Source organism: Gordonia alkaliphila (assembly GCF_023017165.1).
Taxonomy (GTDB): Bacteria; Actinomycetota; Actinomycetes; order Mycobacteriales; family Mycobacteriaceae; genus Gordonia; species Gordonia alkaliphila.
The window spans coordinates 1,985,708-2,005,945 of the sequence record NZ_JALKBW010000001.1; the positions used below are offsets into that span (position 1 = coordinate 1,985,708).

A 20,238-nucleotide genomic window follows, 5' to 3' on the forward strand; every position below is an offset into this window, starting at 1 on the left:
GGAAGGTTCGATGTCCGGCACGGGCCCGCGGCGCGATGGCCTAGTCTCGGTCGGATGAGTGTGCTGGTGAGCGGGGACGGGCGGGTGTTGGACCCGGACCGTCCGTTGCTGTTCGCCGACGACCTGGCCGCGCTGCGCGGGGACGGCGTCTTCGAGACGCTGCTGGTGCGCGCGGGTCGCGCCCGGCTGATCGACGCGCACCTGGACCGGCTGGTCGACGGTGCCGCCGCCCTCGCGCTGCCGGCGCCCGATCGGGCGGGTCTGCGCCGGGCCGTCGAGGTGGCCGCGGGGGCGTGGGCCGCGCGGGAGGGCCGGGCCGAGGGGCTGTTGCGGATCAGTCATTCGCGGGGACGCGAGTCGCGGCCCGCCGCGGGGCCCACCTGCTACGTGACGGTGGGGCCGGTGGCCGACCGGGTCGCCGCCGCGCGGCGCGACGGGATCTCGGTGCTCACCCTCGACCGCGGGTGGGGAACTCGGGCGCAGGAGTCGCCGTGGCTGCTGGCCGGCACCAAGGCGTTGGCGTACGCGAGCAACATGGCGGCCCTGCGGTACGCGGCCGACCGCGGCGCCGACGACGCCGTCTTCACCGGGCCCGGCGGCCGCGTGTGGGAGGGGCCGCGCTCGACCGTGGTGCTCGAGGTCGGCGGTGAGCTCCGGACGCCGCCCCGGTCGGGACCGATCCTGCCGGGCACCACGCAGGCGGCGCTGTTCGAGTTGGCGCGCACCCGGGGGATCGTCGCCCGGGAGGTCGAGATGACCGTCGACGATCTGCACGGCGCCGCGGGAGTCTGGCTGCTGTCGTCGATCACGCTGGCCGCGCGCGTGCACACCCTGGACGGGCGGACGCTGCCCGCTTCCGCGCCGGACGGACTGCCCGTCGCCGAATTGGTCGACGCCGCCGTTTCCGCGGATTAGTCATCGATTGCCCAAAACTCCTGCGCAGCATGGGTTCCGAGGTGATGATGTGAGGACCTGTGAATCGCCCCACAAGCCTGGGACCTAGGTCCCGTTGCTGTTGGACCGCACGCTCAGGTGGTCGTAACCTGGCCTCGATGTACTACCGCAGGTAGTACGACGGACGGCAGTCCCGTCCGCAGACGTTGAAGGGAGAGCCGCGCGTGGACGTGGTCGACATATCACGGTGGCAGTTCGGTATCACCACCGTGTACCACTTCATCCTGGTGCCGCTGACCATCGGTCTCGCGCCGATGATCGCCATCATGCAGACGGTCTGGCTCAAGACCGGCAACGAGGCGTGGCTGCGCGCGACGAAGTTCTTCGGGAAGCTGTTCCTGATCAACTTCGCCCTCGGTGTCGCGACCGGCATCGTGCAGGAATTCCAGTTCGGCATGAACTGGAGCCAGTACAGCCGCTTCGTCGCGGACGTCTTCGGCGCCCCGCTGGCACTGGAGGGTCTGGTCGCGTTCTTCCTCGAATCGACCTTCCTGGGCCTGTGGTTCTTCGGCTGGGGTCGTCTGAGCAAGGGTGTGCACCTGGCCTGCATCTGGCTGGTCGCCATCGGCGTGACCGCCTCGGGCTACTTCATCATCGCCGCCAACTCGTTCATGCAGCATCCGGTGGGCGTGGAGTGGAATGAGCAGCTCCAGCGTCCGCAGATGAACGATTTCTGGGCGGTGATGACCAACAACACGACGCTGCTGGCCTTCCCGCACGTCATCGTCGGTGCGTGGCTCACCGCCGCTACCGTGGTCGCGATCATCTGCCTGTACTGGATGGCCCGCAACACCGTCCGCGCCAAGAAGCTCACCGCAGGCACCGCGCCGGTGACCACCGCGCCGAGCCAGTTGGGCGCCACCGGCGAGGAACTGCTCGAGGAGAACCGGACCATGTGGCGTCCGGTGGCTCTGTTCGCCCTGTGGTTGACGATCGCCTCCGGTATCGGACTGTTCCTCACCGGCGACGCGCAGGCGCAGCTGATGTTCAAGCAGCAGCCGATGAAGATGGCCGCGGCCGAGTCGCTGTGCCAGACCGAGGAGGGCGCCGGCTTCTCGGTGCTCAGTATCGGCACGCAGAACAACTGCGACCACATCAACCACGTCATCGTGATCCCGAACATGCTCTCGTTCCTGGCCGATCACACCTTCGACAGCACCGTTCAGGGTGTGGAGGACCTGCAGAAGCAGTACACCGAGGCCTTCCAGAAGGCCCGTGACGAAGGCAAGCTGCCGCGGTCGGTGACCGAGAACAGCAACTTCCCCGAGGGACAGAACTTCGCACCCAACCTGTTCATCACCTACTGGAGCTTCCGCGCCATGATCACCTGGGCGCTGGGCTCGGTGGTGGTCGCGTTCGGCGGCCTGTGGCTGCTGCGGCGCAAGCGCTTCGAGGTGCCGCAGAAGTTCGGTCGTCTCGCCCTGTGGATGCTCCCGACGCCGTTCCTGGCGAACGCCTCGGGCTGGATCTTCACGGAGATGGGTCGTCAGCCGTGGGTCGTCGTGCCGAACTGGGCCAACCCGGAGGACGCCGATCCGTTCAAGGTGATGATGACCGTCCAAGACGGTGTGTCGTTCAACTCGCCGGGTATGGTGCTGAGCTCGCTCATCATCTTCACGCTGCTCTACGGCGCGCTGGGTGTGGTCTGGTTCTACCTCCAACGCCGATACGTGCTGGAAGGGCCGACGGCACCCGTCGACCCGGACGCCCCGACCGAGGACGAAGAGAGCGAAGACAAGCTCTCCTTCGTGTACTAAGGAGAAGTCCGAATGAGTTTGGAAGCATTCTGGTTCTGCGTCATCGCGGTTCTGTTCGTCGGCTACTTCGTCCTTGAAGGATTCGACTTCGGCGTGGGCATGCTGATGCCCTTCCTGGGTCGGCACTCCACCGGCGACCTCACGCCCGAGCAGGCTCGCGCCGAGGGCGACAAGCGTCGCCGTCTGATCATCAACACCATCGGGCCGGTGTGGGACGGCAACGAGGTGTGGCTGCTCACCGCAGGCGGCGCGCTGTTCGCCGCGTTCGGCGGCTGGTACGCCACCATGTTCTCGGGCTTCTACATCCCGCTGTTCCTGATCCTGCTGGCGCTGATCGTCCGCGTGTGCGCCATCGAGTGGCGTCCCAAGATCAACGACGTGAAGTGGCGTCGCTGGTGCGACGTCGGCATCGGGATCGGCTCGTGGGTGCCCGCACTGCTGTGGGGTGTGGCCTTCGCCAACCTGCTGCGCGGTGTGCCGGTGGAGTTCCGCGACCCCAACCACGTGTACACCGGCGGGTTCTGGAACCTGCTCAACCCGTACTCGCTGGTCGGCGGTCTGACCACCCTGTCCATCTTCCTGACGCACGGCGCCATCTTCATCGCGCTCAAGACCAAGGGACAGATGCGCGAGGACGCGACCAAGATGGCCGCCGCGTTGGCGATCGCCACGCTGGTCATCGGCGGCACCTTCCTGGTGTGGACGCAGCTGTCCTACGGCAAGGACTGGACCTGGGCGCTGGTCGTCGTCGCCGCGCTGGGCGTGTTGGTGGCCGTGATCGCGACGCAACTGCGCCGCGAGGGCATCGCGTTCCTGGGTACCGCGATCGGTATCGCGGGCACGGTGGCGCTGCTGTTCAGCTGCCTGTTCCCGAACGTGATGATCTCCACGCTGGGCGGGGAGAACACGCTGACCATCTACAACACGTCGTCGAGCCACTACACCCTGGTCGTGATGACCTGGGCGGCTGCCTTCATGACGCCGGTTGTGATCGCATATCAGGCATGGAGCTACTGGGTCTTCCGCAAGCGGATGTCCATCGACGACGTTCCCGACAAGGCGGCAGGTCTGCCGTTGTCGACGGACGTCGTGGCGGCCGAGCACAAGTGAGGGCGCGGCGTGGCTGACACTGCAGCGGCGCCCGACCAGACCGATCCAGCGGGGGCCCGACGGCCCCCGCTGGATCCGCGTCTGCTCAAATACTCGCCGTCGGCGCGGTGGTACGTGATCGTCACCGCCGTCTTCCAGGCGGCGACGGTGGTCGCCATGCTGGTGGCCGCGGTGGCCCTGGCCGGGCTGCTGGCCGAACTCATTACCGATCCGAGCAAGCGGACGTTCGCGGCGCAGGCCACCCACCTGTGGGTGCTGGCGGCGGCGCTCGCCGTGCGGGTCGCGCTCGACTACGTCGCCGGACGCTACGCGCACCGTGCCGCACTGGGCGCGATCGCTGAACTGCGCGCGCAGGCGCTGGACCGGCTCACCGACCCGGTGCACACCTCCCCGCGCACCCTGCTGACCGTGCGCGAGCGCGCGGTGACCGTCGCGCTGCGCGGCCTGGACAGCCTGGTCGACTACTTCGCCGGTTACCTGCCCGCGCTGCTCGCGACGATCATCATCACTCCGGTGATCGTGGTGGTGATCGCCTGGGTCGACTTCACCTCCGCCGTGATCATCTTCATCACCATCCCGCTGATCCCGGTGTTCATGGTGCTGATCGGGCTGCTGACCCGCGACCGCACCGAACGCAAGCTCGAGTCGATGAGCGCGCTCACCAGCCAGCTGATGGATCTGCTGACCGGGCTGCCCACCCTGCGGGCGCTCGGGCGGGCGCAGTCGCCGGCGGAGCGGGTGGACCGACTCGGTCAGAACTTGCGCAAGACCACCATGGGCTCGCTGCGCGTGGCCTTCCTGTCCGGCACCGCGCTGGAACTGATCGCCACGCTCAGCGTCGCCCTGGTCGCGGTGAGCATCGGTCTGCGCCTGGTCTTCGGCGACATGAGCCTGTACGCGGGCGTGCTGGCGCTGATCCTGGCGCCGGAGGCCTACCTGCCGCTGCGCCGCGTGGGCGCGCAGTTCCACAACTCCGAAGACGGCATGACCGCCTCCCGGGAGATCCTCGCCTTCATCGAGGCGCCCGACGACGACGCCGCGCAGCGTCGCGACGGACGGTCCGGTGCCGTCGTCGACCTCGCCGGTGCGGCCATCGAGATCGACGGCGTCGGCGTGCACGACCGCGACGGCTGGGCCCCGCGGGCGCTCACCGCGCGGGTGCAGCCGGGCGCGGTGAACGTCCTCACCGGACCCAACGGCAGCGGCAAGTCGTCCGTGCTCGCCGTGGTGCTCGGTCTGCTGCGGCCGGATGCCGGCGCGGTCACGGTGGCCGGGGTGCCGCTGGACGAGGTGGACCTGGACGCCTACCGCGCGCAGATCGCCTGGCTGCCGCAGCAGCCGGTGGTGGTGCCCGGCACGGTGCGCGACAACCTCGCCCTGTTCGGCGCCGCGGACGACGAGAACCTGGCCGCGGCCTGCCGCGCCAGCGGCTTCGACGCAGTGCTGGCGGAGCTGCCGGACGGCTACGACACCCTGCTCGGCGCCGGCGGCGCAGGCCTCTCGGCGGGCCAGCGACAGCGGCTGGCCCTGGCCCGCGTGCTGGCGGCGCCCGCGCCGCTGCTGCTGCTCGACGAGCCCACCGCGCACCTGGACGCCGACAGCGAGGACGCCGTGTTGGCGGCCATCGCGCAGCGGGCGCGCGACGGCGCGACCGTCGTGATGGTGGCCCACCACGCCGTCGCCCTGGGCGCGGCCGATCAGATCGTGGAACTGGAAGGAGTCAGCGGTGTCGCGTGATCCGCTGCTGCGGGCACTCCGCTTCGTGGGCCTGGGGGCCCGACCGGTCGCGGTCTCGGTGTTCTTCGGCGTCGCCGGTGCGCTCGCCGCGCTCGGGCTGGCAGCGCTGTCGGCCTGGCTGATCACCCGCGCCTGGCAGATGCCGCCGGTGCTGTACTTGTCGGTCGCGGTGACCGGCGTGCGTGCGCTGGGTATCTCCCGCGCCCTGTTCCGCTACCTGGAGCGGCTCGCCACCCACGACACCGCGCTCGGCGCGATGGCCTCGGCGCGCACCACGATCTACCGCGCGCTGGCCGGCGGCGCCCCCGCTTACTCGGTGAGCATGCGGCAGTCGCAGCTGCTGGCCCGCACCGCCGACGACGTCGACGACATCGGCAACGCCGTGATCCGCGGCCTCATCCCGATGGCCGTCGGTGCCGTGACGTCGGTGGCCGCGGTCGCCATCATGGCGATGGTCTCGCCGCTGGCCGCCCTGATCCTGGCGATCGCGTTGATCGTCAGCGGCGTGGTGGCGCCGTGGCTCGCCGCCCGCGGCTCGGCGCTGGTCCTGCATCGCAGCGCCCGCGCCCGCGAGGACGTGGCCGCCGAGTCCACGACCCTGCTGTGGCACGGACCGGAGCTCGCCGTCGCCGGCCGACGACAGGCCGTGCTCGACGACCTGCGCGCGGCCGACCGGCGCGCGGCGAAGGCGACCGACTCCGGCGCGGCCTGGCAGGTGGCCGGTACCTCGGCCACGCCGCTGGCACTGGGCGTGAGCGTGGTGGCGGCCGCGCTGATCGCCGTCGACCTCGCCACCGGGCTGAGCGGTTCGCTGATGAACGTCTCGTCGGAGGACACCGCGTTCACCCCCATGCTGTTCGGCATCCTGGTGCTGCTGCCGCTGTCCTCGTTCGAGATGACCGGCCCGCTCACCGAGGCCGCCGTCGCGTGGCAGCGCGGACGACAGGCCGCGGCCCGGGTGATGGGTCTGATCGACGGCGCCGCGACCGCCGGGGCCGAGGAGACCGTCGACCCGGTGATCGATTCGGCGCCGGCGGCGCTGCACGTCCGGGACCTGCAGTGGGGTTGGGACCGCCCGCTCGGCCCGGACGACGGCCTGCGCCTGGACCTGCAGCCGGGCGAGCGCCTCGTGGTGGTGGGCCCGAGCGGCATCGGCAAGTCGTCGCTGTTGCTGACGGTGGCCGGACTGCTGGAGCCGCTCGGCGGCACCGTGGCGGCCGACCATCCCGGCGGTGCACCGGTCGGCCTGCGCGAGAGCACCTGCTACTTCGCCGAGGAGGCGCACCTGTTCTCCACCTCGGTGCGGGAGAACCTGCTGGTGGCCCGCGGCGATGCGACCGACGCGCAGGTGCGCGCCGCGCTGGAGGACGTCGGGCTGTGGGCGTGGGTCGAGGGTCTGCCCGAGGGCCTCGACACCGATCTCACCGGCGGCGGTTCGGCCCTGTCCGGCGGTCAGCGTCGTCGACTGCTGGTGGCGCGCGCGCTGCTGCATCCGGCGCCGATCGTGCTGCTCGACGAGCCCGCCGAGCACCTCGACATCGAGGACGCCCGGGTGATGGTGGAACGGATCTGCTCCACCGGCGACGACGCCCTCTTCGGCCCGGAGCGGGTGGTGGTGATGGTGACCCACCAGCACGCCGTCGCCGCCGGAGCGGCCGGCGCACGCCTGCTCAGCCTCACCGCGGCGGCCGCCAGTAGCCCGTCGCCCGGGGGCGGGCGGATTGACCGCGGCGTGTCCGCGGGTTGCGCGCCGATCACCGGGTGCGCACGCCGCGGAGCCGCCGCGCTGTGCGATCGCGGCAGGGTTCAGCATGGGTGCAGTCGACTCAGGAGGTTCCCCGTGCCCATCACCGATCGCCAGATCACCCTGCGTTTCCTGGCCGCCCCCACCGACGTCGCCACCCTCGGCGGCGGCGTCCGGGGCGGCCGCATCCTGGAGTGGGTCGACAAGGCCGCCTACGCGTGTGCGGCGGCCTGGTCGGGCGGCTACAGCGTGACGGCGTACGTCGGCAACATCAGCTTCGGGCGGGACATCTCCTCGGGCGACCTGGTGGAGGTCACCGCGACGCTGATCTACACCGGCACCAGTTCCATGCACATCGAGTGCACCGTGTCCTCGGCCGATCCGCGGGTGGGTACCTTCGCGCCGGCCAGTTCCTGTCTGCTGGTGTTCGTGGCCGTCGACGCCGACGGCGCGCCCACCCCGGTACGACAGTGGGCACCCATGCGGGCCGCCGACGTGGCCCGCAGCGAGTACGCGCAGCAGCGGTCGCAGGTGCGCTCGGCGATCGCCGCGGCGATGGAGCAGGCCGACTACGCGGCGCCGACGGCGGCGCTGGAGACCGGCACCCGGTTCCTGGCCGCGCCCACGGACGTGAACTGGGGCGGGAAGGCGCACGGCGGCCGGGTGATGAATTGGATCGACGACGCCGCCTACCTGTGCGGGGTGCGCTGGTGCGCGGGGGAGGTGGCCACCGCGTACATGGGCGGGGTGCGCTTCTACCGGCCCATTCAGATCGGCCAAGTGGTGGAGTTGTCGGCGCGGCTGATCCACACCGGCCTGCAGACCCTGCACATCGCCGTCGACGTCCGCGCGTTCTGGCCGCGGGAGGGCGCCCAGGCCGCGCGCCTGGCCGCGCACAGCCTCACCGTGCTGGCCGCGCTGGACGAGAACGGGGATGCGACGACGGTGCGTCCGTGGGTGCCGCAGCTGCCCGGCGATGTGGCGCTAGATCGGCATGCGCGCGAGTTGATCGCCATCCGCGGTCGACGCGCCCCGGCGCAGACCCACCGCATGGTGACCATCTGACGCAACACGGGGCGCTAGCGCAGAACGAACCCGGCGCAGGACGAGCAGAGAAAGAGAAGGGGCGGCTCAGCCGATGACGCGGCTGAGCTTCGCCGACAGGCGGGGGGTCAGTTCACCCTCGCCGTCGAGGCGTTCCTCGACATAGGCCAGATCGCCGTCGGGCACCAGGCCGTACAGGCGCTTCGCGGCGCCGGTGTGCTGGCCGGTCTCGGTGCGGATGGTGACGTCGGTGGTCAGATTCCACGACGTCTGGTTGAGCGGCCGGCCGTAGTACAGCTCGATGGAGCCCTCGGCGTGCGTCAGCATCAGTTCGATGGTGTCGTCTTCGCCGATGCGCCAGAAGCCGGTCTCGCGCAGATCCGGACGGACGTAGGCGCCGTCTTCATCGATCACCCAGGACCGCGACTGCCAGCACAGGTAGTTGCCGCCGTCGTGGCTGACGATGATCTGCTGCCCGAAGCGGTAGTCGTCGTGGGTCAGCGGGTGATGGCCCTCGCCCTCGCCCTCCCAGACGCCCACCATCGGCAGCAGGGCCAGCAGGCCCGGGTGCAGGTCGGGACCGAGGCGCAGGTTCGCCGTGTCGATCGGCAGCGGAAGGTCGCCGACGGCGGGGACGTTCTTGTCCCCGGTCTCGGCGGCGCGCTGCTCGGCGTCGGCGATGGCCTCGTTACCCGAGCGAGTCATGACTCGTCGTTGACCAGACGGTAGAGGGTGTACAGCGCGAACCAGATGATCAGCACGGAGGCTGCCCACAGAAGAACCTCGAAGAAGATAACCACGCGCTCATGATACCCCGCGCGCGTGGATCAACCGACCCGACCGGGTGCGTTATGGCGCACACCACCCTCGGTGTGCGGGGTCCGGGATGCACCGAATCCCGCCTGCGGAAGGCAGACGGGATCCGGGTCTTCGAGATCCGCTCGAGGAGCGGGAGTCTGTGACGCGAGATTACCGCGCGACGGCGACATCCTGGCTGTGGATGCCCGGCGCGTCGGGGGCGATGGTCACGTCGCCGTTGCCCTGGGCACTGAGCGCGCGGAGCGTCCAGGTGCCGGGGGCGGCGAAGAACCGGAAGTCGCCGGTGGCCGAGGCCACCACTTCGGCGGTGAACTCGCCGGTCGAGTCGAGCAGTCGGACGAAGGCGCCGGACACCGGGGTGCCGCCGCCGTCGACGACCTGTCCGGTCAGGACGGTCTCCTTCTCCACGTCGACGCCGGCCGGGATGTTCTGGCCCTGCTTGGGTGCTGCACACATATCAGTTGGTTCCTTTGCTCAGATCTCGACCGGGACGCCGACGAGGGAGCCGTACTCGACCCAGCTGCCGTCGTAGTTCTTGACGTTCTTCTTGCCCAGCAGTTCCTGCAGGACGAACCAGGTGTGGCTGGAGCGCTCGCCGATACGGCAGTAGGCGATGGTCTCCTTGCCGTCGTCGAAGCCCTTGGCCGCGTAGAGAGCGGTCAGCTCGTCGTCGCTCTTGAAGGTGCCGTCCTCGTTCGCGGTGGTCGACCACGGGATGTTGATGGCGGTGGGGACGTGGCCGCGCTGCTGCGCCTGTTCCTGCGGCAGGTGCGCCGGAGCGGCGATCTTGCCGGAGAACTCGTCCGGGCTGCGGACGTCGACCAGGTTCTTCACGCCGATCGACTCGACGACCTCGTCGCGGAAGGCGCGGATCGAGGAGTCGGCCGGGGCCGCGGTGTAGGTGGTGGCCGGGCGGCTCACGGTCTCGCCGTCGAGCGGGCGGCCGTCGAGCTCCCACTTCTTGCGGCCGCCGTCGAGCAGGCGGACGTCGCGGTGGCCGTAGATCTTGAAGTACCAGTAGGCGTACGCGGCGAACCAGTTGTTGTTGCCGCCGTAGAGCACCACGATGTCGTCGTTGCCGATACCGCGCTCGCCCAGGAGCTTGCCGAAGGCCTCGGCGTCGAGGAAGTCGCGGCGCACCGGATCCTGCAGATCCTGGCGCCAGTCGAGGCGCACGGCGCCCGGAATGTGGTTGAGGTCGTAGATGGAGGTGTCCTCGTCGACCTCGACGAACACGACGTCGGGGTTGGTCAGGTTCTCCTGCGCCCACTCGGCGCTGACCAGCACATCTGAACGTGCCATGTGCACAATCCTTTCGGTATTCCTGCGGTATTCGGGTACGACGAAGTACCCATCGGGTCTAGGGGGAGGAGCGCAGAGAAGGCGGTGTGGATCACGGCTCTCTGTGCATGTTGTCGAAACTACAACAGCTCCGGCCGATCGCCGGTTCGACGATTCAGAAGCCGCGGGGCTCGACGGTCCCGGCGGACCGCTCGCCGGCCAGAATCAGGTCACTTCCGCGGGAGAAAGTGCTGGTCGGCGGCGTGTCCCAGGCGAGGGGCAGAATCGGGAGCGTCGTGGAAAAGAGTTTAAGTACGTGTGAGCCAAACTCCGCCGGAACGTCGGCGGCGAAGTGCTCTTCGGGTCCGGTGTAGAAGTCGGTCGCCTCGATGCGGATCCGGCCGTCGACCAGTTCCACGCGCGCGGAGACGCTCACCTTGACCTTGGGGAAGCGGTATTCGTCGGCCGACGGCGGGTACTTGCCGTCCCGGGCGGGCGAACCGGGCAGCGGCACCGTCCCGCTCACCAGGATGCCGTCGGTGCGCTCGGCCAGGGTGCCGCCGGGACCGCCGCCGCCCACCTCGCCTTCCGGGGCGGGGGTGTTGAGGTAGAGGTCGACGATGTTCATCAGCCGACCCAGGTTCACCGAGTCGATGCGGGTCTCGGCGGTGAGCCGATCGAAGGAGATCGGCGAGGTCGCCGACATCTCCCACACGTCGCCGAGTACCGCGTCGTGCAGGTCGGCGTCGAGGGTCGCCGTGCAGTGACCGCGGTCGGCGCAGCCCTCGATCGGCGCGCCGCCGGCGCTGATGTGCACCAGCGAGTACTCGCCGCCGGCGGCCGACGGGAGGAACGGGAAACCGCTGAACATGACGTTCGGCTCGTAGTCGAGGGTCGGGGAGGCCAGCAGTGCGCGCGCCAGCCGGTGCTCGGCGCGGGAGGCGGCCAGCAGGTCGCCGAGAACGGCGATCACCAGCAGTGCGACGACGGCCACCACGGTCCACGCCGCCGTGCGCCGACCGCGCACGGACCCGGGGATGCGAGACGAGGAAGCCATTGCCGCTATTGTGTCATTGGTAAGAACCAGGTGCTGCGGCCAGCGTCGATCGACAGCCCACAACGAAGACCACCTCGCGATCGGAGTGGTAGTGGACTTGTTATTGCTGACCCCAGAGGCCTCCGCGGAAGCGGTGCTGCCCTCCCTTTCTCTCCTCCCGCACCGCGTGCGCATCCTGCCGGCGGACACGTCGTCGCTGGTCGACGTCGACGACGCCGAAGTGGTGCTGGTCGATGCCCGGCGCGATCTGGCGGCGGCCCGCGGCCTGTGTCGACTGCTGCACGGCGGTCGCGCACTGCTGGGCGCGGTCGTCACCGAAGGCGGACTGGTCGCGGTGACCGCGGAGTGGGGGATCGACGACTTCCTGCTGCCGGAGACCGGTCCGGCCGAACTCGACGCGCGACTGCGGCTGCTGGCCGCACGGGGCGGCGGCGGCGACGAGCAGACCGATCTGGTGACCCTCGGTGAACTGGTGATCGACGAGGCCACCTACACCGCCCGGCTGCGCGGGCGGCCCATCGACCTGACCTACAAGGAGTTCGAGCTCCTCAAGTATCTGGCGCAGAACGCGGGGCGGGTGTTCACCCGGGCGCAGCTGCTGCACGAGGTGTGGGGCTACGACTTCTTCGGCGGCACCCGAACCGTCGACGTGCACGTCCGACGGTTGCGCGCGAAGCTCGGCAGCGACCACGAGGCGCTCATCGGCACCGTTCGCAACGTCGGCTACAAGGCGGTGCGGCCGGCCCGCAGCCGCGACGGCGACCCGGACTCGGGCGACGTCGACGACGTGGGGTGACCTGCCGGAGAGGCGTCCGCGGGTTACGGTGAAACGATGACCGACCACGCCGCACCTCGCCTCCTGCACGGCGCGCTGAGCGCCGCCGACCGCTCGGCCGTCGACGACCTGCTACGCCGGGCCGCCGCCCACGACGGGGTGGAGCCGCTCTCCGAACAGTTCCGGCTGGCGCTCGACGCCGCCGACGCCCTCCACATGCGCTCCGAACACGGCTACGCCGGCATCGTGCTGCCGCCCGCGGGCGGGGGCGCGGTGGAGGCCGTGGTGGATCCGGAGTTCCGGGGCAACGGCGAGGGCGCGCTGCTGGTGGCGGCGGCCCTCGGAGAGGCCCGACACGCGGCAGGCGGCGTCGCCCCGCAGATGTGGGCGCACGGGGACCTGCCGGCTGCCTCCGGGCTGGCTCGCAACCTGGGCTTGGAGCGGGTGCGCGAACTGCTGCAGCTGCGCCGCGGTCTGCCGCCCGCTGATGCGTCGGCGGTGCCGCTGCCGCCGGTACCCGAGCGCGACGACGTCGCGGTGCGTACCTACGCCGGACCCGCCGACGACGCCGAACTGCTGCGCGTGAACAACGCCGCCTTCAGCTGGCATCCGGAGCAGGGCGGCTGGGGGCAGCAGCAGATCGACGATCGGACGTCGGCGGACTGGTTCGATCCGGCCGGACTGTTCCTGGCCTTCGACGTCGCCGACCCGAGCCGCCTGCTGGGCTTCCACTGGACCAAGATCGCCGACCCGGCCACCGGCCTGGGCGAGGTCTACGTGGTGGGCGTCGACCCTGATCAGCAGGGCCGCGGGCTCGGCTCGCTGCTCACCCTGGTGGGCCTGCATCACCTGGCTCACCAGGGCATGAGCGAGGTGGAACTGTACGTCGAGGGCGACAACGTCGCCGCGCTCGCCACCTACCGTGGACTCGGCTTCCGCTCGCACGCGATCGACGTCGCCTACCGCTGAGGTCTGCTTAGCAGGTTCGCCTGCCCGGTGTCAGCTGTTTGGATGCGCTTCACCTTCGCGACGGCTCGATCTCACCGAGCGTCGATAGCTTCGCCTTGTTGACGAAGCAATCGAAAGGTCTGCCCTCGCATGTCTGCGATTTTTAAGCCCGCCGCTCGTACCACCGCCGTCGTGTCCGCGGCCCTGGCCGCCGGCCTCGTGCTGACCGCCTGTGGCGGTGGCTCCGACTCCACCACCATCACCGGGGAAGGTTCCACCGCGCAGCAGAAGGCGATGACGCACTTCGCCGACGTCCTCACCGACGAAGGCGGGTCCATCCTCGACTACACCGGCTCCGGCTCCGGCGCCGGTGTGAAGAAGTTCCTCGCCGGCGACGTCGACTTCGCCGGTACCGACTCGCCGCTGAAGGGCGACGAGATCGCGCAGGCCAAGGAGCGCTGCGGCGGCAACGACGCCTGGCACCTGCCGATGGTCGTCGGCCCGGTCGCAATCGCCTACAACCTGCCCGGCGTGGACAAGCTGAACCTCAACGCCGCCGTGCTGGCGCAGATCTTCGACTCGAAGATCGCCAAGTGGAACGACCCGAAGGTCGCCGCCCTCAACCCGGGCGTCGCGCTGCCGGACCTGGCGATCGTGCCGGTGCACCGCTCGGACAGCTCGGGCACCACCGACAACTTCACCCGCTACCTGCAGGACGCGGCGCCGCAGGACTGGCCGTACGAGCACTCCAAGGAGTGGGCGGGCAAGGGCGGCTCGGGCGCGGCCAAGTCGACCGGCGTCGGCGACACCGTGAAGAAGACCGCGGGCAGCGTCACCTACGTCGAGTGGGGCTTCGCCACCGAGAACGACCTGAGGGTGGCGGCCATCGACTTCGGCGCCGGACCCACCGAGCTCACCGCGCGTTCGGCGGCCAGCGCCCTCGACGGCGTCACCTTCGCCGAGCCGGGCAGCAAGAACCTCGTGGTGAACACCGACGCGCTGTACTCGATGTCCAAGGAAGGCGCCTACCCGCTGCTGCTCACCCCGTACTCGGTGGTGTGCTCGGCCGGCTACGACAACGCCGACCTCGGACCCGCGATGAAGTCGGCCTTCACCACCATCCTCGAGAAGGGTCAGACCGGCCTCGAGGAACTGGGCTTCGTGCCGCTGCCGCAGGCCTACTCGGCCACCCTGCGCGGCACGATCGACGCGCTGTGACCGCCCCGGAGACCACCGTGAACCCGCCGGTCACCACCGCATCGATCGGCGGGCGGCCCGAGCCGTCGGCGCCGACGCCTCCGTCGAACGGGCCGTCGGGCGCGTTGACCGCGGTCTCGCGGTTCGGCGATCGGATCATGGCGACGCTGGCCACCGGTGCCGGACTGCTCGTGTCGGCCGCCATCGGCCTGATCGCGCTGTTCCTGCTCCTGCAGGCCGTGCCCGCACTGTTGAAGAACACCGAGAACTTCTTCACCTACACCGGGCCGTGGGTGGTCTCCGGTAGCGACCTGAAGTTCGGCATCGCGCCGCAGTTCTACGCCACCGTGCTGGTCTCGGTGATCGCGCTGGCGATCGCCATGCCGGTGGCGTTGGGCATCGCGCTGTTCGTCACCGAGTACGCCCCGCGGCGGATCGCCGGACCGGTCGCGTACATCGTCGACCTGCTCGCCGCCGTGCCGTCGATCGTGTACGGCCTGTGGGGCATCCTGGTGCTCGGGCCGGCGATGGTCGGCCCCAACCAGTGGTTGGTCGACAACCTCGGCTTCCTGCCGTTCTTCGCCGAACCGTCGAACGCGGCCAATATGTCCACCGGCGGCACTCTGCTCACCGCGGGCATCGTGCTGGCCGTGATGATCCTGCCGGTGATCACCGCGGTGACCCGCGAGGTCTTCGTGCAGACCCCGCGCGCACACCGCGAGGCGGCGCTGGCCCTCGGCGCCACCAAGTGGGAAGTGGTGCGGACGGCGGTGCTGCCCTTCGGTTTCTCCGGCTACCTCTCGGGCTCCATGCTGGGCCTGGGGCGTGCGCTCGGCGAGACGATGGCCCTGATGCTCATCATCTCGACGGTCGGGCCGATCAACTTCAACCTGCTCGAGAGCGGGCAGACCTTCGCCACGACGATCGCCAACAACGCCGCCGAGTTTGATTCGCCGGTGAAGACCGGCGCCTTCATCTCGGCGGGTCTGGTGCTCTTCGTGCTGACCTTCATCGTGAACGCCGCCGCGCGCAGCGTCATCACCCGGAAGTCCTGACATGAACAGTGAATCCACGGGCTCGGTACTCGACCGCCCCGCGCCGCCGACCGACCTCCGCCTCACCCGCACCTCCAAGCGGCGCAGCGCGACCGACAGTGTGGCCCGGGTCGCGGTCACGCTGTCGGTGGTGCTGGCGCTGCTGCCGCTCGGGTGGCTGGTGTACACCCTCGTCTCCCGCGGCATCGGCCCGATCCTCGACCCGGACTGGTGGCTGCGGTCCGAGCGCTACGGCGGTGCGGCCAATGCCATCGTCGGCACCCTGATGCAGACGGCGCTGGCCGCGGTCATCGCCATCCCGCTCGGCATCCTCGTCGCCATCTACCTGGTGGAGTACGCCGACGCGGGCGGCCGACTGGTGAAGGTCACCACCTTCATGGTCGACGTCCTGGCCGGCGTGCCGTCGATCGTGGCGGCCCTCTTCGTCTACGCGGTCTGGCGCACCACGCTGGATCTGCCGCGGTCGGGCTTCGTCGTCGCCCTCGCCCTGGTCCTGCTGATGATTCCGCTGGTGGTGCGGGCCACCGAGGAGATGCTCAAGATCGTCCCGCGCGAACTGCGGGAAGCGTCGTACGCGCTCGGCGTGCCCAAGTGGAAGACCATCCTGCGGGTGGTCCTGCCGACCGCGATGAGCGGCATCATCACCGGCATCATGCTGGCGGTGGCCCGCGTGATGGGCGAATCGGCACCCGTCCTGATCCTGGTCGGTGCCACCCGCGCGATGAATGTCAATCCGTTCGTCGGTAACCAGCAGTCGCTGCCCCTGCAGATGCTGCAGGAGTACAACAGCGGGCCGAGCGGCTACGAAACCGTCTGGGGCTCCGCACTCACCCTCGTCATCGCGGTCGCGATCGTCTACGTGGCGGCCCGTCTGCTGGCCGCCTTCACCGGCCCGCGCACAGAAAGAAGCTGATCATGGCCAAGAGCCTCACCCTGGAAGACCTGAACATCTACTACGGCGACTTCCACGCCGTCAAAGACGTCTCGCTGAAGATCGCGCCCAAGTCGGTGACCGCCTTCATCGGGCCGTCCGGCTGCGGCAAGTCTACGGTGCTGCGCACCCTCAACCGCATGCACGAGGTGACCCCGCGGGCCTACGCCACCGGTTCGGTGATGCTCGACGACCTGGACCTGTACGGCAAGGACGTCGACCCGGTGGGCGTACGCACCACGGTCGGCATGGTCTTTCAGCGTGCCAACCCGTTCCCGACCATGTCGATCCGCGACAACGTGGTGGCCGGTCTCAAGCTGGCCGGCGTGCGCGACCGCAAGCGCCTGGACGAGGTGGCCGAGCAGAGCCTGCGCGGCGCCAATCTGTGGAACGAGGTGAAGGACCGCCTCAACAAGCCCGGCGGCGCGCTGTCCGGCGGCCAGCAGCAGCGGCTGTGCATCGCCCGGGCCATCGCGGTGTCCCCGCAGGTGCTGCTCATGGACGAGCCCTGCTCGGCGCTGGACCCCATCTCCACGCTGGCGATCGAGGACCTCATCGCCGAGCTGAAGAAGGACTACACGATCGTCATCGTGACCCACAACATGCAGCAGGCCGCCCGCGTCAGCGACCAGACGGCCTTCTTCAACCTGGAGGACGTCGGACAGCCCGGTCAGCTGGTGGAGGTCGGCGCCACCGTCGACATCTTCTCCAACCCGCAGCGCAAGGAGACCGAGGACTACATCTCCGGCCGCTTCGGCTGAACCCCCGAGATAAGCGAAAGACCCCGGCGTGCGCGCCGGGGTCTTTCCTATTGGTGTCTGTGGTGGGGTAGCAGCCGGTCAGCTGGCTTCCTTGAGCTGCTCCGGGGTCTTGCCGGTGGCCTGGAACACGACGCGGCGGGCGATGGAGACGGCGTGGTCGGCGAAGCGCTCGTAGTAGCGGCCGAGCAGCGTCACATCGACCGCGGAGGTGACGCCGTGCTGCCAGTCGCGGTCCATCATCACGGTGAACAGGTGACGGTGCAGGTCGTCCATCGCGTCGTCGTCCTCCAGGAGCGTCAACGCGTCTTCGGGGTTCTGACTCTGCAGCACGTGGTGGGCGCTGTGCGCCAGTTCGACGGCCAGCCGACCCATCTCCACGAAGTAGCCGGCCACCTCCTCGGGCAGCACCCGGGCCGGGTGGCGGCGGCGGGCGACCTTCGCCACGTGCAGGGCCAGCGCGCCCATCCGGTCGATCTCGGCGACGAGCTGGAAGCCGCCGACGATGTTGCGCAGGTCGGCGGCCACCGGCGCCTGCAGGGCGAGGAGTTCGAAGGCCATCTCCTCGGCCTCGGCCGAACGCGCGGCGAAACCGTCGTGGTCGCTGATCACCTGTTCGGCTCGTTCGAGGTCGGCGTCGAGCAGCGCTTGCGTCGCGCTCTCCATCTCGCGGCCGACAGTGTCACACATCTCGCCGAGCAGCGCGTTGAGCGCGACCATCTGCTCCTGATAGGCATCCCGCATGCGGCCAATGGTACGTCTGCGGCTCGGAGGGTCGCGGACGTGCGGGTGAAGGCGGCGTGAACAGTCGCTGACGCCTGACCGGTCAGCTGCAGGTGGTGTCGCCGGCGTTGGTCACCGAGAGGTCGTTCGGCAGCTCGGACACCGAGTCGGACTTCGGGAGCTGCGCGGCCGAGATGGTGCTGCCCGGGGTGGGGGCTTCGGTCATCGTGGTGGTGCCGCCGAAGTCCTCGCCCAGGATGATCTCGACGCCCACCTTCACGGTGGCGTCCTCCTGGATCCGGGCACCCGGGAACATCTGGGCGATGGTGACCGCCGAGTCGCGCTCACCGGCGCCGTAGCGCACCACGGTGTCGGAGCGGTTGCTCGACGCGTCGGCGACGCCCGGAACGTTGAATCCCTGGGCGATCAGTAGATTCATCACCGCGGTGGCCACGCCGGTCTGGCCGGAGCCGTTGAGCACGCGGACCGAGACGTTGCCCGGGTACTGCGCGGTGGCCTCGGCCGGGCTGCTGGTGCTCGGCGCCTTGGTCGGGGCGGGCTTCGGGGCGGCCGACGACGACGTGGACTTCGACTCCTTTTTCTCGCCCGGGAGGGGCTTGTCGTTGATGATCGCGTTGAAGATCGCGTCGATGTCCTCGGTCCGCGGAATCTCGTTGTTCTCGCCGTCGACGCTGGTACCCGACGTCGGGATGGTGAGGAAGGTGACCCGGCCGGCTTCGACGCCCTGCATCGAGTCGGCGAGCTGAATCAGCGAGTCGGTGTCGACGCCGTCGACCGTCGAGTACTCGATGAACGTCTTGACGATCTTGTTCAGCTTGCTGGGGTTCGAGAGCACGTCCGAGGACAGCGTGGATCGCAGCAGGGACGACAGGAACAGCTGCTGGCGCTTGATACGGCCGTAGTCGCCGTTGCCCTCGGCCGAGATGTTGCGGGCGCGCACGTAGTTGAGGGCGCGCCGGCCCGTGAGCTTCTTGGTGCCGGCCTTGCGGAGGATGTAGCCGAGCTCGTAGTCGTACAGGGGGACGGTGGAGCACACGTTGACCCCGCCGATCACGTTGACGACCTTCTCGAAGCCCTCGAAGTCCATCGCGATGAAGTGGTTGATGTGCAGGCCGCTCATCTGAGTAAGCGTCTTGACCATGCACGACGGTCCGCCGTCGGCGTACACGCTGTTGAGCTTCACGTTGGTCGCCGGATAGAGGTCGCCGGCGTACTCGCCGGTCGCCGGATTCCACGACTGGCATTCGGGGCGATCCACCTGCAGGTCGCGCGGCCACGACACGGCGACCACCCGACTGCGGTCGGCGGGGATGTTCACCAGCAGGATGGTGTCGGCGCGACTGCCCTCGATGGAGGTCTCGTCACCGCCGCCGATCTTGGCGTTCTTGCCGGAACGCGAGTCGGTGCCGACGATCAGGTAGGTCTCGTCGCCGTACTGCGCATCCTTGTCCCGGATGTTCGGGTCGTTGCCGTCGACGGCGGCGACGTTGTTCCAGCTGCCGTTCCACCCGCGCTTGAGGTTCCACATGTAGCCGGTGCCGACCAGGGTCAGGACACAGACGAGGGCCACCAGCACGCGGCCGCTCTGCTGGGCGAGCCGGCGTCCGCTGACCGGTGCCTTCGCGGCGGTGGAGGACTTGCGGCGACGCGACCGGAGGCGCGTGACGACGTCGGTGAGGTCGGGGGTCGGCTCCAACGGGCGGCTGCGGCGCTTGCGCGCCCGGGGCGCGGAGGCCTCGGCGTCGTCGTCGGCGGGCTCGGCGTCGGCGGGGCCGGACGCATGCTCGGGACCGCTCGGGGTCTCGGGGTTTCTCGGGGTCTCGGGTCCGCTCGGAGGAGCGGGCGGAGTCGGCGTCGCCGGGCTGCGAGATTCGGCCTGATTGCGAGATTCGGCCTGGGAGCGCTCAGCGGTGGCGGCCTCGGACAGATCCACCGGCGGCTGCGGGCGACGGAACGTCGGCAGCGCCTGGGTCACGGTGTCGTCCCCGGGGATCGGGTCGGCGGGCGACCCGGGGGTCGCCGGAGGGCTCTGCATGCCCATCTCGTCCATCAGTTGACGGACGGTCAGGCGGCCCCGGCCGGGGACCGAGCGTTCCCGGTGCGCCGGTTCGCGCAGGCCGGAGATCTCCGACGAGTCGTCGGCGGTCGGATCGCCGAAGCGGCTCTGGAAATCGTACGACTGCGACGTCCGACTCGCCCGCCGGGAACGCCGCGCAGGCCCCGCGGGGGGCTCCGGCGGCGTGCCGGGTGGTTCGTTCGAAGTCACAGGTGGTCCTTACTGGCTGGTTCAGAGGCTGGGCACATCGTAATGGGCGCAACTGAGAGGA

Annotated in this window: 17 protein-coding genes; 11 read left to right on the forward strand and 6 right to left on the reverse strand. The window is 69.6% G+C overall.

The annotated features are described in order from the left end of the window. The first annotated feature begins 54 nt into the window (after positions 1 to 54). The 5 genes from MUG78_RS08930 (at position 55) to cydC (ending at position 8,367) form a co-directional block, all read left to right on the forward strand. Positions 55 to 915, forward strand: a complete 861-nt coding sequence (locus MUG78_RS08930; RefSeq protein ID WP_246993987.1) for an aminodeoxychorismate lyase — start codon at positions 55 to 57, stop codon at positions 913 to 915. Positions 916 to 1,118: 203 nt separating this feature from the next. After that, positions 1,119 to 2,711: a cytochrome ubiquinol oxidase subunit I gene (locus tag MUG78_RS08935; protein WP_246993989.1), complete on the forward strand. Its 1,593-nt coding sequence runs from the start codon at positions 1,119 to 1,121 to the stop codon at positions 2,709 to 2,711. A gap of 12 nt (positions 2,712 to 2,723) precedes the next feature. Beyond that, the gene (gene cydB / locus MUG78_RS08940; protein ID WP_246993991.1) at positions 2,724 to 3,821 is read left to right on the forward strand and encodes a cytochrome d ubiquinol oxidase subunit II; all 1,098 of its coding nucleotides are present in this window, start codon (positions 2,724 to 2,726) and stop codon (positions 3,819 to 3,821) included. Between the two features lie 9 nt (positions 3,822 to 3,830). After that, complete coding sequence (gene cydD, locus MUG78_RS08945; protein ID WP_246993993.1) at positions 3,831 to 5,558, forward strand: thiol reductant ABC exporter subunit CydD; 1,728 nt, start codon at positions 3,831 to 3,833, stop codon at positions 5,556 to 5,558. Continuing rightward, positions 5,548 to 8,367, forward strand: a complete 2,820-nt coding sequence (gene cydC, locus MUG78_RS18490) for a thiol reductant ABC exporter subunit CydC (protein WP_246993995.1) — start codon at positions 5,548 to 5,550, stop codon at positions 8,365 to 8,367. The genes cydD and cydC overlap by 11 nt, the downstream gene beginning before the upstream one ends. A gap of 66 nt (positions 8,368 to 8,433) precedes the next feature. Here the strand turns inward: cydC and MUG78_RS08955 are convergent, their stop codons facing one another. From MUG78_RS08955 to MUG78_RS08970, 4 genes are all read right to left on the reverse strand, one after another. Further along, positions 8,434 to 9,051 (reverse strand): heme-binding beta-barrel domain-containing protein, encoded by a 618-nt coding sequence (locus MUG78_RS08955; protein WP_246993997.1) that lies wholly within the window; start codon positions 9,049 to 9,051, stop codon positions 8,434 to 8,436. A 264-nt stretch (positions 9,052 to 9,315) separates the two neighbouring features. Beyond that, positions 9,316 to 9,621, reverse strand: a complete 306-nt coding sequence (locus MUG78_RS08960) for a DUF1416 domain-containing protein (RefSeq protein WP_246993999.1) — start codon at positions 9,619 to 9,621, stop codon at positions 9,316 to 9,318. Between the two features lie 18 nt (positions 9,622 to 9,639). Next, positions 9,640 to 10,467: a sulfurtransferase gene (locus MUG78_RS08965; RefSeq protein WP_246994001.1), complete on the reverse strand. Its 828-nt coding sequence runs from the start codon at positions 10,465 to 10,467 to the stop codon at positions 9,640 to 9,642. 154 nt (positions 10,468 to 10,621) lie between these two features. Beyond that, positions 10,622 to 11,503, reverse strand: a complete 882-nt coding sequence (locus MUG78_RS08970; RefSeq protein ID WP_246994003.1) for an LmeA family phospholipid-binding protein — start codon at positions 11,501 to 11,503, stop codon at positions 10,622 to 10,624. A 91-nt stretch (positions 11,504 to 11,594) separates the two neighbouring features. Between MUG78_RS08970 and MUG78_RS08975 the strand changes: the two genes are divergently transcribed. The 6 genes from MUG78_RS08975 to pstB all read left to right on the forward strand — a co-directional run bounded on the left by MUG78_RS08975 (position 11,595) and on the right by pstB (position 17,170). Further along, positions 11,595 to 12,299 carry a winged helix-turn-helix domain-containing protein gene (locus tag MUG78_RS08975; RefSeq protein WP_246994005.1) on the forward strand — a complete coding sequence of 235 codons (705 nt, stop codon included), beginning with the start codon at positions 11,595 to 11,597 and terminating at the stop codon, positions 12,297 to 12,299. A 36-nt stretch (positions 12,300 to 12,335) separates the two neighbouring features. Continuing rightward, positions 12,336 to 13,247, forward strand: a complete 912-nt coding sequence (mshD, locus tag MUG78_RS08980; protein ID WP_246994006.1) for a mycothiol synthase — start codon at positions 12,336 to 12,338, stop codon at positions 13,245 to 13,247. Positions 13,248 to 13,376: 129 nt separating this feature from the next. Further along, positions 13,377 to 14,444 carry a phosphate ABC transporter substrate-binding protein PstS gene (pstS, locus tag MUG78_RS08985; RefSeq protein WP_246994008.1) on the forward strand — a complete coding sequence of 356 codons (1,068 nt, stop codon included), beginning with the start codon at positions 13,377 to 13,379 and terminating at the stop codon, positions 14,442 to 14,444. Further along, complete coding sequence (gene pstC / locus MUG78_RS08990) at positions 14,441 to 15,478, forward strand: phosphate ABC transporter permease subunit PstC (protein WP_246994011.1); 1,038 nt, start codon at positions 14,441 to 14,443, stop codon at positions 15,476 to 15,478. Before pstS ends, pstC begins: the two co-directional genes overlap by 4 nt. Position 15,479: 1 nt before the next feature. Then, a complete protein-coding gene (gene pstA / locus MUG78_RS08995) occupies positions 15,480 to 16,391 on the forward strand; it encodes a phosphate ABC transporter permease PstA (protein ID WP_246994013.1) in 912 nt (303 codons plus the stop codon). Positions 16,392 to 16,393: 2 nt separating this feature from the next. Then, the gene (gene pstB / locus MUG78_RS09000; protein WP_246994015.1) at positions 16,394 to 17,170 is read left to right on the forward strand and encodes a phosphate ABC transporter ATP-binding protein PstB; all 777 of its coding nucleotides are present in this window, start codon (positions 16,394 to 16,396) and stop codon (positions 17,168 to 17,170) included. A gap of 78 nt (positions 17,171 to 17,248) precedes the next feature. Here pstB and phoU read toward each other — a convergent pair whose 3' ends face one another. Together phoU and MUG78_RS09010 are read right to left on the reverse strand one after the other, a co-directional pair. Beyond that, positions 17,249 to 17,911, reverse strand: a complete 663-nt coding sequence (gene phoU, locus MUG78_RS09005; RefSeq protein WP_246994017.1) for a phosphate signaling complex protein PhoU — start codon at positions 17,909 to 17,911, stop codon at positions 17,249 to 17,251. A gap of 82 nt (positions 17,912 to 17,993) precedes the next feature. Next, the gene (locus tag MUG78_RS09010) at positions 17,994 to 20,177 is read right to left on the reverse strand and encodes an LCP family protein (protein ID WP_246994019.1); all 2,184 of its coding nucleotides are present in this window, start codon (positions 20,175 to 20,177) and stop codon (positions 17,994 to 17,996) included. Positions 20,178 to 20,238 lie beyond the last annotated feature (61 nt).

What these genes read in the sequence shown, in the direction of transcription:
- MUG78_RS08930 (WP_246993987.1), top strand. Translation starts at nt 55, where the DNA reads ATGAGTGTGCTGGTGAGCGGGGACGGGCGGGTGTTGGACCCGGACCGT.
- cydB (WP_246993991.1), top strand. Translation starts at nt 2,724, where the DNA reads ATGAGTTTGGAAGCATTCTGGTTCTGCGTCATCGCGGTTCTGTTCGTC.
- MUG78_RS08955 (WP_246993997.1), bottom strand. Translation starts at nt 9,051, where the DNA reads ATGACTCGCTCGGGTAACGAGGCCATCGCCGACGCCGAGCAGCGCGCC.
- MUG78_RS08960 (WP_246993999.1), bottom strand. Translation starts at nt 9,621, where the DNA reads ATGTGTGCAGCACCCAAGCAGGGCCAGAACATCCCGGCCGGCGTCGAC.
- MUG78_RS08965 (WP_246994001.1), bottom strand. Translation starts at nt 10,467, where the DNA reads ATGGCACGTTCAGATGTGCTGGTCAGCGCCGAGTGGGCGCAGGAGAAC.
- MUG78_RS08970 (WP_246994003.1), bottom strand. Translation starts at nt 11,503, where the DNA reads ATGGCTTCCTCGTCTCGCATCCCCGGGTCCGTGCGCGGTCGGCGCACG.
- mshD (WP_246994006.1), top strand. Translation starts at nt 12,336, where the DNA reads ATGACCGACCACGCCGCACCTCGCCTCCTGCACGGCGCGCTGAGCGCC.
- pstS (WP_246994008.1), top strand. Translation starts at nt 13,377, where the DNA reads ATGTCTGCGATTTTTAAGCCCGCCGCTCGTACCACCGCCGTCGTGTCC.
- pstA (WP_246994013.1), top strand. Translation starts at nt 15,480, where the DNA reads ATGAACAGTGAATCCACGGGCTCGGTACTCGACCGCCCCGCGCCGCCG.
- pstB (WP_246994015.1), top strand. Translation starts at nt 16,394, where the DNA reads ATGGCCAAGAGCCTCACCCTGGAAGACCTGAACATCTACTACGGCGAC.
- phoU (WP_246994017.1), bottom strand. Translation starts at nt 17,911, where the DNA reads ATGCGGGATGCCTATCAGGAGCAGATGGTCGCGCTCAACGCGCTGCTC.